Source organism: Rubrivirga litoralis, from assembly GCF_031846415.1.
GTDB lineage: Bacteria > Bacteroidota > Rhodothermia > Rhodothermales > Rubricoccaceae > Rubrivirga > Rubrivirga litoralis.
The window spans coordinates 99,651-114,679 of sequence record NZ_JAVRHT010000003.1 but is presented as its reverse complement, the minus strand read 5'-3'; the positions used below and the strand labels follow the sequence as shown (position 1 = coordinate 114,679).

The following is a 15,029-nucleotide window of genomic DNA, read 5'->3' as shown; positions in this document are numbered from 1 at the left end:
TTTCAACCGCCCTGCCCTTCACGTATACTTCGACAATTACGTCTGACGCTCTTCTTTCCTCGATGGCCGAGTGGTTCCAAGTATTCGACGACGAGCGCGTGCTCGTCTCCGTGCGGACGCGGGCGCGCCGGCTGGTGATCGCGTTCGCGCTCGTCAGCGGCGGCCTCGTGGCGCTCGCCCCGCTCTCGACGCTCGTCGCGCCCGCGCACGCGGGGCTCGCCGCGCTCGCGTGCGGGGTCGTGCTGACGGCCTACGCTGCGTGGCTCCTCCGGCGGCTGGGCCGCCTCCACCGGCGCCTGTGGCGGATCGAGCTCTCGTTCCGGCGGGCCGTCGCCCACGACGCCGGCGGCCGCCGCGTGGCGCTGGCGTGGCAGGCCCTCGACCAGATCGACGTGCGTACGGACGGCCTCGTCCTCAGCGGGCGGACGACGCTGGGCCGGCGCGTCCGGCTCCACGTCGCGGCGTCGATGCCCCAGTTTGCCCGCTTCGCCCACCGAGCCGTCGAGTACGCCGAGGCGTTCGGCCGCCCGGTGTGGGTCGAGGGCCAGCCGTGGGAGGCCATCGACGTCACGTCGATCCATCCGGGCCTCCGCACGGGCTCGGCCGTGGCGTAGGAGCGGGAGAACGGAAGGTGCCCGCCCCGCCCTCCCGCGGGCGGGGCGGCTACACGGCGACGCCGGCCTTGAGCGTGTCCATGAGCGACTGGCGCGTAAACGGCTTCGAGACGTACTCGTTGAACCCGGCTTCGAGGAGCCGCTCGCGGTCGCCCGGCAGGGCGTAGGCCGTCAGCGCGATGGCGAACACGCCGTCGTGGTTGGGGAGCGACCGGGCGATGCGGAGCACGTCGGCGCCCGTCTCGCGCCCGCCCAGGTTGATGTCGAGCACGAGCCCGGAGAACGGGCGCTCGTTCATGGCCGTGAGCGCCGACCGCGCGTCGCCGACCGCCGTCACGTCGTACGTCGAGCGGAGGATGCGTTCGAGGAGCATCCGCGTGTCGTTGTTGTCCTCGACGACGAGGATCGCCGGCCCGCTCGCGGGGTCGGCGGTCTTCTCGACGTGCCGCCCCGTCGCCGCGGGACCGGACTCGTCGGGCGCCGGCCCGGCGCGGACGATCATCGAGGCGTCGTCCGCCGGGGGACCCGCCGCGGGCGGGGCGAACGGGGGCGCGAACGCCGGCGCCCCGGGCGGGGCGGAGCCTGGAGCGGGCGGGGCGGTCACCCGCGCCGTGGCCTCGGCGACGAGCGGCGAGACCGGCGACATCGGGGCGGGGCCGCGGCCCGGCGGCGGTCGCTCGTCGGGGACGTCGGAAGGGAGCTCCGGCGTGGGCTCAGGCTGGGGCTCCGGACGGTCAGGAGCGTCGGAGGCCGGTGAGCGGCGGCGGAAGTTGAACATGGGGGAGCGTGGCAGGGGCCGGGGGTGAGAGTCGGAGGCCTGCGGGGCGGGGGCATCGCGCAGGCAGCGGGCCGGACAGGGGCTCCGCCGCCCGTTGCCGCAGGGGTATCGGTCGGTCGGCGCGCCACCTTCACCCGTCGGCCGACAGAAAAAGCGTCTCCGGGAGCAGCCGGGGGATCCCTAAGGCCGCGCCCGAGCCTCGTCCCACCCCGCCCCGCCGGGCGCGCGTCGTCGTCGGGCGGGGCGGGCGCCACGGCAGAGACCGGATTCGTAACGTTCCGTCTCCAACCCCCCGCTCCGATCTCGTCCGACCCCGCCCCGCTCGCGCTCGCGTACGCCTCGCTCGACGGCGTCGGCCGCGTCACGGCGCACCGGCTGATCGAGCGGTTCCCCACGCTCGACGCCCTCCGCGCGACGCCGCGCGAGCAGGTCGGGCTCCGCCTGAAGGGCGCCCCGAACGTCGAGCAGACGGTCGCCGCGCTGTTCGACGACGACGTCTTCCGCCCCGCCCTCGACCGAGCCGAGGCCGAGGTTGCGGCGCTCCGCGACAAGGCGATCCGCGTGCTCGCTCCGGGCGGGGCGGGGTGGCCGGCGGGCCTCGACGCGCTCCCCCGCGCCGACCGGCCCCTCGTGCTCTACGCCTACGGCGACCCTGGCGCCCTCGCCGGGCCGTCGCTCGCGGTCCTCGCGCGGGCGCCCCTCGACGGCGACCCGTTCGAGACGGTCCAGGCGCTCGCCCGGCGCGTGCTGACCACCCCGCCCGCGGCGGAATCGGCGGCGGAATCGGGCGGGGCGGCGTCGGGCGGGGCGGCGCTCATCGTCGGCGCCCAGGGCGGGGTCGATCTCGCGCTCCAGAAGGTGGCGCTCGGGGCCGGCGCCCGCGTGGCCGTCGTGGTCGAGGCCGGGCTCGCGCGGCTCCGGCCGGCCATGCGGCCCGGGGCCACGGCCGCCGTCCGCGCCGGCGGCGTGCTGGTCTCGCCGTTCCCCATGACGCACGGGCCGTTCGAGCACGACGACCGCGAGCGGGCGCTCGTGCAGGCCGCGCTCGGGGCCGCCGTCTGCGCCGTCGCCCCGCCCCCGGACTCGCCCGAGGATCGGGCCGCCGCGTGGGCCGCCGAGGCCCGGCGGCCGCTCGCACTCGTCGGCGCCGCCCCGCCCGAGGCGGCGTGGACCGAGAACGCGCTCCGCGTCGACGGGCCGGCGTCGTTCGACGCCGTGGCCGGGCTCCTCGCGTGACCGAGCGCGTCGTCTTCGTCTTCCTCGACGGCGTCGGGCTGGGGCCGGGCGGGGCGGACAACCCGTTCAGCGCCCTCAACCTCCCCGCCTTCGAGCAGCTCGCGGGCGGCCAGCGGTGGACGGCCGAGGCCGCGCCGGTCCGCGAGGCCCGCCACGTGTTCGTGCCGATCGACGCCACGCTGGGCGTGGACGGGCTGCCGCAGAGCGGGACCGGGCAGTCGGCGCTGTTCACGGGCGAGGACGCCGTCCGCCTCCACGGGCGCCACTTTGGGCCGTACCCGCCTACGGCCGTCCGCCCCACCGTCGCTGCGCGGAGCGTGTTCGCGCGGCTCGTCGCGGGCGGGGTGGCGCCGGACCGGCTGGCGTTCGCGAACGCCTACCCCGACCGTTTTTTCGACGCCGTCGAAGCCCGCGGCCGGTGGACCACGACGACGCTCGCGGCGCACTCGGCGGGCGTTCGCCTGCGCCGGGCGGCCGACCTCGCGCGCGGTGAGGCGCTCCCGGCCGACCTCACGGGCGAGACGTGGGCGCGCCTGCTCGACCCCGACCACGAGCCGACGACGGAGGCCGAGGCGGCGCGGCGCCTCGCGCGCCTCGCACGGCGCCACGCGTTCACGCTGTCCGAGTACTTCCTGACCGACAAGGCCGGGCACAGCCGCGACCCGGACCGCGCGGCGGCCGTTCTTCGGTCGCTCGACCGCTTTTTCGACACCCTCCTCGGCGCCCTCGGCCCGGCCGATCTCCTCGTCGTGACCAGCGACCACGGCAACCTGGAGGACCTGGGCACCAAGACCCACACGCGCCACCCGGTCCCGCTCGTAGCCTGGGGCGACGGCGCGGGCGCGTTCGCCGACGCCCGCTCGCTCCTCGATGTGACGCCGCGTGTCGTGGCGCTCCTCGCGGGCGGGGCGGCGTAGGCGGTTATCTTGGTCACCTGCGAGAGTGGCGGAATTGGTAGACGCGCCAGACTTAGGATCTGGTGGCCGAAAGGCCGTAGGGGTTCGAGTCCCCTCTTTCGCACCCGTTGCTCCCGGCGGGCGGGGCCACGGCGGGCGATCGCCGATCCGACTGCGGCCTGATGCACCAGGCCACGCCGGCGCCCGTTAGTCGCCGGCCCGCCTGCCGCTCCTCCCCCCGGACTCCGTGCGCCTCCACCCCGCCCCTCTCGCCGCCGTTGCGGCCCTCGCGTTCCTCGCCGCCGGATGCGCGGTCACCTCGGGCGGGGCGGCGCCGTCCGCCCCGCCCGACGCCGTCCTGGATGGCCGGGCACCCGACGGCCTGCTCGCGCGGCCCGACCTCCAGGCGCTCGTCGACCTCCAGGTCCGCCGCGACGCCGATGGGCTGATCGCCGCGCTCGAGAGCCCCGACAGCGTGGTGCGAGCCCGCGCGGCGTTTGCGCTGGGCTCGGTGCAGGCGCCCGAGGCCGTCCCCGCGCTCCGCGCGGCGCTCTCCGACGAGGCCCCGTCCGTCCGCGCCGACGCCGCGTTCGCGCTCGGCCAGTCGGCCGACTCGACGGCCGGCGTGGCGCTGCTCGTCTCGCTGCGCACCGAGGCCGCGCCGGCTGTGCTCGCCGAGCTCCTCGACGCCGTGGGCAAGACGGGCGGGCGGGCCGACATCGCTCCGCTCCTCCAGGTCCCGCTCCCCGACGGCCTCGAAGCGCGGCGCACGCTGGCGCTGGCGCGGATGGGCCTACGCGGCGTGACCAGCAACGCCTGGGCGCAGGCCCTGGCCGTCCGCCTGGGCGCCCCCGATGCTCGGGTCCGCGAGGCGGCGGCGTACGCGTTCTCGCGCGCGCCGGTCTCGGCGTGGCGCGACCAGGCCGCGGCACTCCGCGCGGCGTTCGACGGGAGCGGGCCGCAGGTGAGCGGGGCGGGGCGGGGCGCGCTCGCTCGCGCACTCGGCCGCCTCGAAGACCCGCAGGACGCCGGCCGCCTCGCCGCCGCGCTCGCCGACGCCCCCGACTGGCGGGCGCGCGTGGACGCCGCGCGCGCGCTCGGCGCCCTGGGCACGGCCGGCCGCCCCGCCCTCGCCCGCGCCACCGACGACCCGAACCCGCACGTGGCGCAGGTGGCCTTCGAGCAGTTGGCCACCGACGCTGCCCCGCCCTCGCCGAGCGAGGTGGCGCTCGCGCTCGACGCCGTCGGCGGCCGCCGCCCGTGGCCGGTCCAGGCCGCCGCGCTCCCGCTCCTCGCGCGGGCGGGGCGGGGCGATGCCGTCGCCGCGTGGGCCGACCGCCAGCAGGACCCGTTCGCACGCGCCGCCGCGCTCCGCGCGCTCGGCGTGGCCGACGACGCGGCCTCGCGCGCGCGCCTGTTCGCCGAGGCCGGCGGCGCCGACGTGCGCAGCGCGGCCGCCGCGCTCGGCGCCCTCCGCCAGCGGTGGGAGGCCGGGACCTCGGGCGCGCGGCCGTTCTACGACGCCTTCTCGCAGGGCCTCCGCCGGGCCGACCTCGCCACGGCGACCGAGTCGGCCCGCGCCCTGGCCGACTCGGCGTTCTGGCCGCTCGGCGCCGGCGCCCTCCTCCGCGACGTCTACGCCGACCTCGACGCGCCGGCCGACGTCGAGCCGATGGTCGAGATCCTCCGCGCGGCCGGCCAGATCCGCGACGGGTCCGAGGTCGACTTCCTGGTCGGGGTCGCGCTCCAGGGCGGCCACCCCGTGCTCCGCCGCGCGGCCCGCGACGCGCTCAACGACCGGCTCACCGAGGGCGTCGAGGTGGACCTGGCCGGCGAGGGCGGGGTGGAGACGACGTCGGTCGACTGGGACTTTCTCGCCCGCCTCGGCTCGGCCCCGCGCCTCGTGCTCGACACCGACCGGGGCCGGGTCGAGATCGAGCTCGACGTGGAGTCGGCGCCGCAGACGGCCCAGCGCATCGCGGCGACGGCCGCCCGCGACCTCTACGACGGCGTCCCGTTCCACCGCGTGGTCCCGGCGTTCGTGGTCCAGGGCGGCGACTACACGCGCCGCGACGGCTACGGCGGGCCGGCCACGCCGATCCGAAGCGAGTTCACGCGGCTCCGGTTCACGACGGGCACGGCCGGCATGGCGAGCGCGGGCAAGGACACCGAGGGCGCCCAGTTTTTCGTCACGCACAGCCCGCAGCCGCACCTCGACGGCCGCTACACGGCGTTCGGCCGCGTCGTCGCGGGCCAGGACGTCGTCGACCGCATCCTCCAGGGCGACCTGATCCGCAGCGCCCGGATCGCCCGGGACTGAGCCGGAACCGCCCCGCCCCCGCCGCAGGACCCGGGGGCGGGGTGGTGCCGCCCCGCCCGCTAGCGGCCCGAGACGAGCGCGTCGTACGTCGCGAGGTGCGACGGGTCCATCTCCGAGAGGAGCGCGTAGGCCTCGTTCCGCTGCGGCGCGTCGATCAGGAGGTCGGTGAGCTCCTGGTACTTGGCCGCGTAGAACAGGTCGGTCACGTACCGACGGCGGCTGGAGAGGAGGAACAGCTCGTGGAGCCGCCCGAGCATGGCCGTCGCCTCCACCCACGCCACCTCGGGCTCGACGAGAAAGTGGTCGAGGACCGTGTAGTGGTACGTGAACATGGCCCGGCGGAGCGGCTCGAAGGTCGGGTTGAGCACCTCCTGGATCAGGAGGGACCGGGTCTGCTCGTCGGCCCGGTCGCTCTGCCAGTCCGTGGCCCCGATCGCCCCCCGGGCCAGCTCCGCCGTCTGCCGCGCCCGCTCGAAGTAGACCGTCCCGCCCAGCGGGGCGAACGAGTCGTAGTCGTAGCCCAGCATGAGGTTGGCGTAGAAGTCGAGGACCGACGTGAGCGAGTTGTAGCGGTTCGGGTCGTACACGAGCGCCTGCCCGCGCGTGTAGCCGAAGGTCCACTTGGCGTCGGGCACGGCGAGCAGCGTCGTCCGCTGAGCGGTCCCGTAGACCGGCCGGCTGGACTGGACCACGATCTGGGCGCTGAACGTCGAGAGCGTAACGGCCTGGCGGATCGTGATCTGGACGTCGCAGTCGATCTGCTCGTCGGCCTGGTAGCGGTCCTCGGTCCACGCCCGGTCGTTGAGGTAGCGCGCGACTTCCGTGCGGAGCTCGTCGAGGAACTCGTACTCGCTCCCCGGGACGGCCTGCCGGTTGATCGAGACCACGCAGTTCAGCTCCTGGGCCGCTGCCGGCGCGGCGAGGGCGACCGCCAGGACGAGGAGTGCGCCAAAGCGATACCAGGGCATGAGTCTCATCGAGTCTGGTGGGCAGAGGCGGCCGGGTACGTTCCGCACGGAGAGGAAGCTACGGACCTCGTCCGCCCCGCCCCCAACGAGACCGCTAGACCATTATGCGCGCCCCCACCCCGCTCGCCCGCGCCGTCCTCCTGCTCGTGGCGGTCGTGCTGGGCGGGGCGGGGCGGGCCGAGGCCCAGCTCGCCGAGGGCGGGGCGCGCGTGCTCGCATTGGGCCGGGCCGGCGTGGCGATCGGCGCCGAGCCGTGGGGCCACACGAACCCGGCGGCGCTCGCCGGCTTGGGCGGCCCGCGCATCGGACTCCAGGCGAGCCAGGCGTTCGGGCTGGGCGAGTTGGGCTTGGCCTCGGCCGTGGCCGCGCTCCCCACCCCGCTCGGCGTCGTCGGCGCGAGCGGGCGGACGTACGGGTTCTCGGAACGGCGCGAGACGCGCGTCGTCGCGGGCGTCGCGCGGGGCGTCCGCCTCGGGGTCGGCCGGCGGCTGGACGTGGGCGTGTCGGCGGGCGTCGAGTCGGCCGTGACCGAGGGGTTCGAGTCGGCGACGACGGTCCTGGTCGGGGCCGGCCTCCAGGCCGACCTCGCGCCCGGCCTCCGGGCCGGCTTGGCGGCCCGCAACCTGCTCGGGCTCCGGGGCGACGACCTCGGCGCGTCGGCATCGACGGTCCCCGGCGTCACCGTGGGCGTCGCGTACCGGCCGTCGCCGCGGGCGCTCCTCGTGCTCGACGCCGACCAGGACCGAGACCTCGGGCTGTCGGTGCGGGCCGGCGCCGAGGCCGCGCTCGCCCGCGTGCTCGTCGCCCGGCTGGGCGTCTCGACCGGGCCGGTCCGCCTCGCGGGCGGCGTCGGCCTGTCGATCGGCGCGCTCCGGGCGGACGTGGCCGTCGAGCGGCACGAGTCGCTGGGGTTCACGCCGGCCATCGGCGTCGAGGTGGCGTTTTGAGGCCGCCCCGCCCGCATCGCCCTCTCCCCCACCCCGCCCGCCGAGGGCGGGGCGGAGGGCCAGGGCGGGCCGAAACGCTCGGGCGGGGCGGCGGCCGGTCGGCCTGGGCGCGGCGGCTCGCGCTCGGCCTCGCGGTCCTCGCCCTCTCCCCCGCCGCCGCGCAGGTCCGCCCCGCCCCGCCCGACACGCTCGATATCGCGGACGCGCTGGACGCCCGGTTCGAGGCGCTCGTCGAGGACGGCGTCGAGGGCGACCCGACGGCGCTCCTGGAGCGGCTCGCGGCGATCCGCGCCGACCCGCTCGACGTGAACGCGGCGACGGCCGAGGAGCTCGCGCAGGTGCCCGCGCTGGGGCCGGTCGGGGCCGCGGCCGTCGTCCGCGACCGCGAGGCGAACGGACCGTTCTCGTCGGTCGACGCCCTGCGCCGCGTCGACGGCCTCTCCCGCGCTGACGTGCTCGACGCCGGCCCCTACCTCACCGCGGTCGCCGGCCGCCCCGCCCGGTTTCCCGCCCCGCCCACGCTCGCCGACGTGGCCTCGGGGCTCCGCTACGCAGGCACGCAGCGCGTGCAGCGGCGGCTCGACCTGGGCGCCGGCTTTCTCGGCCCCGACTCGGCGAGGGTCTACGCCGGCGGCCCGGCCCGCGTCTACACGCGCCTCCAGGCGACGTACCGGCGGCAGCTCAGCGTCAACCTCACGCTGGAGAAGGACCCCGGCGAGCCGTTCGCGGGCGGGGTGGGGTACGACCACGTGAGCGGGCACGCCGCGCTCCTCGACGCCGGCCGCATCGACGCGCTCGTCGTCGGCGACTTCGTGGCGGAGTTCGGGCAGGGCGTGGCGCTGTGGCGGGCGTCGGGGTTCGGGAAAGGGCCGGACGCCGTCGGCGGGCCGCTCCGCAGCGGGCGCGGGCTCCGCCCGTACGGCTCGGTCGACGAGACGAATTTCCTCCGCGGCGCCGGGCTGACGGTCGCGGCCACGCCCTACGTCTACGTCTCGGCGTTCGCGAGCCGCCGGAGCCTCGACGCGAGCGTCCTCGCGCCCGACACGACGGACGGCCTCGGCACCGTCACGAGCCGGACGTCCACCGGCCTCCACCGGACGGACCGCGAGCGGGCGCGGCGCGGGGCGCTCGGCGAGACGCTCGTCGGGGGCGGGGCGGAGCTCCGCCTGGCGTCGGCGCGCGTGGTCGGCCGCGCGGGCGTCGTGGGCATGCACTCGACGTTTTCCACCCCGCTCGCGCGCGGCCCGCGCCCCGACCAGCGGTTCGCGTTCGAGGGCACGGACGCCACGACCGTCAGCGCCTACGCCGACGCCTCGGTCCGGGCGGGGCGGGCGTTCGGGGAACTCGCGCGCGGGCCGGGCGGGGCGCTCGGCGGCGTGGGCGGGCTCCTGGCGTCGCTGGGCGCGGCCGAGCTCCTGGTCGTCGGCCGCCACTACGCCCCCGGCTTCACGACCCTCCACGGCTACCCGTTCGGCGAGCGGAACGGGGTCGGCCAGAACGAGACCGGGCTCTACGCCGGGCTCCGCCTCCGCCCCGCCCGGGCGTGGACGGTCGACGCGTACCTCGACCAGTACCGCTTCCCGTTCCTGCGCTTTACGGTGCCCCGCCCGAGCCAGGGCTGGGAGGCGCTCGTGCGCGTCGAGCACCGGCCGCGGCGCTACCTCCGGGCCTCGCTCCAGGCGCGGACCGAGACGCGCGAGGTCGGCCTCGACGTGCCGAACGTGGTGCCGGGCTCGGCTGTCGGCGGGCTGGGCGCGCGGACGCGGCAGTCGGTCCGCCTCCAGGGCGAGTGGGACGCGTCGCGGGCGCTCCGCCTGCGCGCGCGCGTCGAGGGCTCGCGGGCCGTCGCGCCGGGCGGGGCGGTCGAGACGGGCTCGCTCGTCTACCAGGACGTCCGCTGGCAGGCGCTGGGGTGGCTCCGCGCGAGCGCCCGGCTCGCGCTGTTCGAGACGGACGGGTTCGCCTCGCGGGTGTTCGTGTTCGAGAACGACCTCACGGGCGTCTTTTCCGTCCCCGCGCTGGCGGGGCGGGGCGCGCGGGCCTACGTCCTGCTCTCGGCGCAGCCCGTCCCGGCGGTGACGGTCCAGGCGAAGCTGGCGGCGACGTGGCTCCGCGACGTCCGCCGCATCGGGTCCGGGGCGGACGCCGTCGAGGGGAATCGGGTGCGGGACCTGGGGGTGCAGGTGCGGGTCCGGTTCTGAGGCGGCGAGCGGCGAGCGGCGAGCGGCGAGCGGCGAGCGGCGAGCGGCGAGCGGCGAGCGGCGAGCGGCGAGCGGCGAGCGGAAGATGCGGCCGCCCCGCCCTCGCGCGTCGGGGGCGGGGTGGAGTGCCTCTTTTCAAAGGGGACGGTTCGTGCGATGAAGGGAGCGCAGCGAACGGGCGGCGACGGGCGGGGCGGCCCCTTTCCCGAACCGCCCCGCCCGCCCGACGACCACCCCTAGCCCCTCCTGGCCAGGAGGGGGACGGCCGCCGCCTCGGGATGGCGGCGCGCTCGGCGCGACCGCCCCGCCCTTGGGGTCCGCCCGTTGCTCGCCGCACGCTGCTCGCCGCACGCTGAGGGGGGCGGGGCGGTAGACTCCGGCGCCACCCCGCCCCCGCCCGCCCTTTGGGTCCGTCCGTGCCGAGCCGGTTTACGCTGTTCAACGATCCCGTCCACGGGTTCATCGCGGTGCCCAAGGGGCTCGTGCTGTCGCTCGTCGAGCAGCCCGAGGTCCAGCGGCTGCGGCGGATCCGGCAGCTCGGGCTCGGGTTCCTCGTCTTCCCCGGCGCCGTGCACACGCGGTTCGAGCACGGGATCGGGGCGATGGCGCTGATGCAAGACGCGCTCGACACGCTCCGCGAGAAGGGGACGGTGATGGACACCGACGAGGTCGGCGGCGCGCTCGCGGCGGCGCTTCTCCACGACGTCGGCCACGGGCCATTCTCGCACACGCTCGAGCACGAGCTGCTCCCGCCCGGCCCCTCCGGCCGGCGGCACCACCACGAGCGGATGAGCCGGGCGCTCATGGCGCGGCTCGACGCCCGCCTGGGCGGGGCGCTCCGCACGGCGCTCGCCATCTTCGACGGGGCCTACCCGCGCCCGTTCTTCCACAGCCTGCTCGCGAGCCAGCTCGACATGGACCGGCTGGACTACCTCCGCCGCGACTCCTTCTACACGGGCGTGGCCGAGGGCGTCGTCGGCGTCGACCGCGTGATCAAGACGATGCGCGTCCACCCCGCCCCCGGCGGCGGGCGGGGCGGGGCGGCCGGGGCGCAAACCGCCGGGGCGGGGCGGATCGTGATCGAGGCGAAGGGCGCGTACGCGGTCGAGAACGTGCTCCTCAGCCGGCGCCTCATGTACGGCCAGGTGTACCTCCACAAGACGGTCATCGCGGCCGACCACGTGCTCCGCGCCGCCGTCGGCCGCGCGCGCGAGCGGTGGGGCACGGACCCGGCGCTGGCCGAGACCGCCCCGCCCTTCGCCTTTTTCCTGGCGGGGCGGGCCACGGCCGACGACCTCGACCCGGCCTCGGACCTCCACGGGCCGCTGCTCGACGCGTTCGCGGCGCTCGACGACACCGACGTCCTGTACAGCCTCAAGCGGTGGGCGGGCTCGGCCGACCGCGTCCTCGCCGACCTCGCGCGCCGGTTCGTCGACCGGGACCTGTTCCGCACGACGCCGCTCGACGCCCCGCCCCCGGACGCCGACGTGGAGGCGTGGCGCGACCGCGCGGCGGCGTGGCTCGTGGCCGAGGGGATCTCGACGCCCGCGACCGCCCGCGACGACGCGCGCTACTACGTCGCGGTCGGCCGCGAGCGGCTGGCGGCCTACGACGCCGACCGCGACCCGGTGTGCATCCTGGAGCGCGACGGCCGCGTCCGCGAGCTGACCGAGAGCACGGGCGTGCTCGCGCCGGGCGCGCTCGGCGGCGCCCGCGAACGGGACTACGTGTGCCTCCCCAAGGCGCTCGACCTCGTCGGGTAGGATGGCGACGATCCCCGCCCCGCTCGCGGGCGGCACGGGCGGGGCGGCCGGGCGTCCGCGGGCGCGTTTTGGACAGCTCCGCCACCCCGCCCGAGTCTGCCGTTCAGGACCGCCCCGCCCCTGGAGTCCGCCCGCGTCGGACACGACGAGTTGTGTCCCTACGGGTGCCACCGACGGGCGGGGCGGCGGGGATTCAGCGACCTGGCACCCGGCAGCGCTTGGCCTCCTTAACGCTATATTCATGTTTCATCTCTGCGTTCCGCCATGGCCGTCCTCGCTTTTCTCGACCACGACGCCGGGCACGCCGAGCCGGGTCACCCGGAGCGCCCCGCCCGGCTCGGCGCCGTCCGCGCGGCCATCGAGGGGGACGAGCGGCTGACCGGCCTCGCACGCGTCGAGGGCGGGGCGGCGGCCCGCGAGGCGCTGGAGCGGGTCCACACGGCGGCGCTCCTGGACCGGGTCGAGGCGCTGGCCGAGGGCGGCGGCGGCGTGCTCGACGCCGACACCTACGTGACGCCGGCGTCGTGGGACGTCGCGCGGCGGGCGTGCGGCGGGCTCCTCGCCGTGGTCGACGCCGTCCTCGCGGGCGGGGCAGCCGGCGGGTTCGCCGTGGGACGCCCGCCGGGCCACCACGCCGCACCCGACCAGGCGATGGGGTTCTGCCTCGTCAACCACGTCGCCGTCGCGGCCCGCCACGCCCAGGCCGCGCACGGCGCCGAGCGCGTGCTCGTCGTCGACCTCGACGCCCACCACGGCAACGGGACGCAGGACGCGTTCTACGACGACCCCTCGGTCCTCGTCGTCTCGTCGCACCAGGCCGGCCTCTACCCGAGCACGGGCGCGCTCGACGAGGCGGGGGGCGGGGCGGGCGCCGGCGCCACGGTCAACCTCCCCCTCCCCGCCCGGACGGGCGACGCGCTCGTGGACCTCTACCGCGCCGTCCTCCCGCCGCTGGCCGCCCGGTTCCGGCCCGACCTCGTAGTCGTCTCGGCCGGGTTCGACGCGCACCGCCTGGACCCGCTGGGGGGGCTGTCGCTGAGCGTGACGGGGCTCGTCGACCTCGTGGGCGTTGTGCAGGAGGCGGCCGACGCCCAGGGCGCGGGGCTCGCGCTGTCGCTCGAAGGCGGCTACAACACGGGCGTGCTCGCGGCGTGCGTGGCCGGCACGCTCCGCCGGCTCCTCGACCCGACGGCGCCCGTGGACGACCCGTTTGGGCCGTCGCGCTGTCCCGCCCCCGACCTCACCACGCTCGCTCAGCACGTCCGCGACCTGCACGGCCTGTAGAGGCGACCTGGCGGGGCGGGGCGGTCAGGCCACGTCGAGGGCCGCCGGGAGCGCCGTCCGGCCGACGGCGGCGAGGGCCTCGTCGAGCGTCCGGCACACGCGCGCCGGCCGCCCCGCCGCCCGCGTGCGCCGGGCGTAGAGGAGGAAGACGGCCTCGCGCGACCCGCGGTCGGACACGATCACGTCCATGCCGAACTGCCCGTTCGTCTGCGCCGCCACCATCTCGTCGAGCCCGCGCGGCGTGACGTCGAGGACGGTCACGCCGCGGTCGTCCCAGATCACGTCGTAGGCGTCGGACCACGCGGGGTCGGCCTGGAGGGCGCGGACGCACGAGGCGATGTACTCCCCGGTGGCGTCGCCAGCGATCTGGGCCAGGGCCAGCCCGTGATCGGTGTCGATACGGTAGCGGAACGAGGGAGCGGGCATGGGAGGCGGGAGAGTCGGACGCAGGGAGAGGACCGAGCCCAAAGGTAATTCCCTAGGGAACGACCCGACGCTTACTGGCGCCCGAAGAGCACTCACCAAACGCGCGGCGGATACCTGGGGCGGACGCCGCGAGCGGGCGGCGCGGCGGCGGCGCGACCTCGCCCCGCCCGCGGCTCTAGCTTAGGCCCATGCCTGCCCTCGTCTCCGAACGGACCGTCCTCGACGCCCTCGCCGCCGGCCGCGCCGACCTCGCCGTCCCGGCCGGCGCGCTCGTGACGGCCCTCGCCCGCGACACGGCCCGCGACCACGGCCTGACGCTCCGCCTCGCCGAGCCCGCCGACGGGCGTCGGCGCGGGGCGGCCCTCCCCGCGCCGACGCCGCCCCGCCCCGTGGCGGGCGCGCCGGCCCAGACGCTCGCGCTGGGGTGCGACCACGCCGGGTTCGAGATCAAGGACGCCCTGGCCGCCCACGCCCGGGCGCTGGGCTGGACGATCACCGACGTTGGCACGGGCTCGGCCGAGAGCGTGGACTACCCGGATTTTGCCTACGCCGTGGGCCGCCTCGTCCACCTGGGCCAGACGCAGCTCGGGCTCATGATCGACGGGGTCGGCGTGGGCTCGGCGATCGTGGCCAACAAGCTGCCGGGCGTGCGCGCGGCGCTCTGCCCCGACGTGTTCAGCGCGTTCAACGCGCGGGCGCACAACGACGCCAACGTGCTCACGCTGGGGAGCCGGACGATGGGCGTCGAGACGTGCAAGCGCGTGCTCGCCGAGTTTCTCGGCACCGACTTCGAGGGCGGCCGCCACGCCCGGCGCGTGCAGAAGATCGCCGACGTCGAGGCCCGCTTCCTGCCCGGCGCCCCGGGCGCCGCGTGACGCCCGCCCCGCCCCGCCCGGACGCGCTCGCCGTCCGCGCGCTCGCCTCGCGGGCCGTGCTCCCGCCGGGCGCCGTGGCCCGGCTGTTCGGAAAGAAGAGCGTTCTCCGGGGGACCGAGCGCGTCGCCGTCGTGCGCCGGGGCCGCGTGCTCGCGTACGTCCCCGCCGCGCCCGGCGCCGACCTCCGCCTCGCGCTCGACGCGCTCGACCTGGACGCCGCCCCGCCCGGTCCGGGCCTCCGGCTCCAGGGGCCGGGCGGGGTGGTGGACGCGCCGGCGCCCGAGCCCGTCCGCTCGCGGCTCGTGCTCCCCGACGGCACGCGCCGCGCGTGGGGCGTGCCCGAGCGCGCGACGGTCGCGCTCGGTCCGGTCGCTCTCACCCTCGACGTCGTGAGCGGGGCGGACCCGCACGTCGCCCTCGACCGCGCGCTGTGGCTGGGGGCGGGGCGGCCCGAGGCGGCCCGGTGGCTCCCGGCCGTCGACCTCGCCCCGCCCGCCCCGCCCGCGGCCGACGACCACGTGCGCACGGTCGAGCGCGGCGTGGTAACGGAGACGGACGTGCGGCAGGCCCGGCTGCGGCGGCAGACGATCCGCCTGCGCCCGGGGCAGATCGTGACGCCGGCGGCGCGGAGCCTGGGCCACGAGTGGGGCGTGTTCGCGGGCTGAGGCGAACAGCGGGCAGCGACGGTGCCCCACCCCGCCCGCAAGGCGCAGGGGCGGGG

The 15,029-nt window shown here is 77.1% G+C and carries 13 protein-coding genes and 1 tRNA gene; 11 read left to right on the top strand and 3 right to left on the bottom strand.

The genetic code is table 11. The features are described 5' to 3' along the window. Positions 1-62: 62 nt before the first annotated feature. The gene (locus RM540_RS02690; RefSeq protein WP_311661889.1) at positions 63-614 is read left to right on the top strand and encodes a hypothetical protein; all 552 of its coding nucleotides are present in this window, start codon (positions 63-65) and stop codon (positions 612-614) included. Positions 615-663: 49 nt separating this feature from the next. On the opposite strand, the gene RM540_RS02685 is transcribed toward RM540_RS02690, so the two are convergent. Further along, positions 664-1,260 (bottom strand): response regulator, encoded by a 597-nt coding sequence (locus tag RM540_RS02685; protein WP_311661887.1) that lies wholly within the window; start codon positions 1,258-1,260, stop codon positions 664-666. A 156-nt stretch (positions 1,261-1,416) separates the two neighbouring features. Here RM540_RS02685 and RM540_RS02680 point away from each other — a divergent pair, with 156 nt between their 5' ends. The 4 genes from RM540_RS02680 (at position 1,417) to RM540_RS02665 (ending at position 5,844) form a co-directional block, all read left to right on the top strand. Then, positions 1,417-2,628, top strand: coding sequence for a DNA-processing protein DprA (locus tag RM540_RS02680; protein WP_311661885.1), 1,212 nt, complete (start codon positions 1,417-1,419; stop codon positions 2,626-2,628). Beyond that, a complete protein-coding gene (locus RM540_RS02675; protein ID WP_311661883.1) occupies positions 2,625-3,545 on the top strand; it encodes a peptidase in 921 nt (306 codons plus the stop codon). Before RM540_RS02680 ends, RM540_RS02675 begins: the two co-directional genes overlap by 4 nt. 19 nt (positions 3,546-3,564) lie before the next feature. Then, positions 3,565-3,648: transfer RNA gene (locus tag RM540_RS02670), tRNA-Leu, on the top strand. 123 nt (positions 3,649-3,771) lie between these two features. Then, the gene (locus tag RM540_RS02665; RefSeq protein WP_311661881.1) at positions 3,772-5,844 is read left to right on the top strand and encodes a peptidylprolyl isomerase; all 2,073 of its coding nucleotides are present in this window, start codon (positions 3,772-3,774) and stop codon (positions 5,842-5,844) included. 59 nt (positions 5,845-5,903) lie between these two features. Here RM540_RS02665 and porD read toward each other — a convergent pair whose 3' ends face one another. Further along, positions 5,904-6,821: a type IX secretion system protein PorD gene (gene porD, locus RM540_RS02660; RefSeq protein ID WP_311661879.1), complete on the bottom strand. Its 918-nt coding sequence runs from the start codon at positions 6,819-6,821 to the stop codon at positions 5,904-5,906. A 95-nt stretch (positions 6,822-6,916) separates the two neighbouring features. Here porD and RM540_RS02655 point away from each other — a divergent pair, with 95 nt between their 5' ends. The 4 genes from RM540_RS02655 to RM540_RS02640 all read left to right on the top strand — a co-directional run bounded on the left by RM540_RS02655 (position 6,917) and on the right by RM540_RS02640 (position 13,007). After that, positions 6,917-7,759, top strand: coding sequence for a hypothetical protein (locus RM540_RS02655; protein WP_311661878.1), 843 nt, complete (start codon positions 6,917-6,919; stop codon positions 7,757-7,759). Then, positions 7,756-9,960 (top strand): helix-hairpin-helix domain-containing protein, encoded by a 2,205-nt coding sequence (locus tag RM540_RS02650; RefSeq protein ID WP_311661876.1) that lies wholly within the window; start codon positions 7,756-7,758, stop codon positions 9,958-9,960. The genes RM540_RS02655 and RM540_RS02650 overlap by 4 nt, the downstream gene beginning before the upstream one ends. 416 nt (positions 9,961-10,376) lie before the next feature. After that, a complete protein-coding gene (locus RM540_RS02645) occupies positions 10,377-11,723 on the top strand; it encodes an HD domain-containing protein (protein ID WP_311661875.1) in 1,347 nt (448 codons plus the stop codon). A gap of 264 nt (positions 11,724-11,987) precedes the next feature. Next, positions 11,988-13,007: a histone deacetylase family protein gene (locus tag RM540_RS02640; RefSeq protein WP_311661873.1), complete on the top strand. Its 1,020-nt coding sequence runs from the start codon at positions 11,988-11,990 to the stop codon at positions 13,005-13,007. Positions 13,008-13,031: 24 nt separating this feature from the next. Here RM540_RS02640 and RM540_RS02635 read toward each other — a convergent pair whose 3' ends face one another. Continuing rightward, positions 13,032-13,433 carry a hypothetical protein gene (locus tag RM540_RS02635; protein WP_311661872.1) on the bottom strand — a complete coding sequence of 134 codons (402 nt, stop codon included), beginning with the start codon at positions 13,431-13,433 and terminating at the stop codon, positions 13,032-13,034. A gap of 188 nt (positions 13,434-13,621) precedes the next feature. Here RM540_RS02635 and rpiB point away from each other — a divergent pair, with 188 nt between their 5' ends. Both rpiB and RM540_RS02625 read left to right on the top strand, forming a co-directional pair. Further along, positions 13,622-14,308, top strand: coding sequence for a ribose 5-phosphate isomerase B (gene rpiB / locus RM540_RS02630; RefSeq protein ID WP_311661871.1), 687 nt, complete (start codon positions 13,622-13,624; stop codon positions 14,306-14,308). Beyond that, the gene (locus RM540_RS02625; RefSeq protein ID WP_311661869.1) at positions 14,305-14,973 is read left to right on the top strand and encodes a hypothetical protein; all 669 of its coding nucleotides are present in this window, start codon (positions 14,305-14,307) and stop codon (positions 14,971-14,973) included. The genes rpiB and RM540_RS02625 overlap by 4 nt, the downstream gene beginning before the upstream one ends. Positions 14,974-15,029 lie beyond the last annotated feature (56 nt).

Bases quoted from the DNA above. Each gene is read 5' to 3' on its own strand.
- RM540_RS02690 (WP_311661889.1), top strand. From the start codon at position 63: ATGGCCGAGTGGTTCCAAGTATTCGACGACGAGCGCGTGCTCGTCTCC.
- RM540_RS02685 (WP_311661887.1), bottom strand. From the start codon at position 1,260: ATGTCGCCGGTCTCGCCGCTCGTCGCCGAGGCCACGGCGCGGGTGACC.
- porD (WP_311661879.1), bottom strand. From the start codon at position 6,821: ATGAGACTCATGCCCTGGTATCGCTTTGGCGCACTCCTCGTCCTGGCG.
- RM540_RS02655 (WP_311661878.1), top strand. From the start codon at position 6,917: ATGCGCGCCCCCACCCCGCTCGCCCGCGCCGTCCTCCTGCTCGTGGCG.
- RM540_RS02640 (WP_311661873.1), top strand. From the start codon at position 11,988: ATGGCCGTCCTCGCTTTTCTCGACCACGACGCCGGGCACGCCGAGCCG.
- RM540_RS02635 (WP_311661872.1), bottom strand. From the start codon at position 13,433: ATGCCCGCTCCCTCGTTCCGCTACCGTATCGACACCGATCACGGGCTG.
- rpiB (WP_311661871.1), top strand. From the start codon at position 13,622: ATGCCTGCCCTCGTCTCCGAACGGACCGTCCTCGACGCCCTCGCCGCC.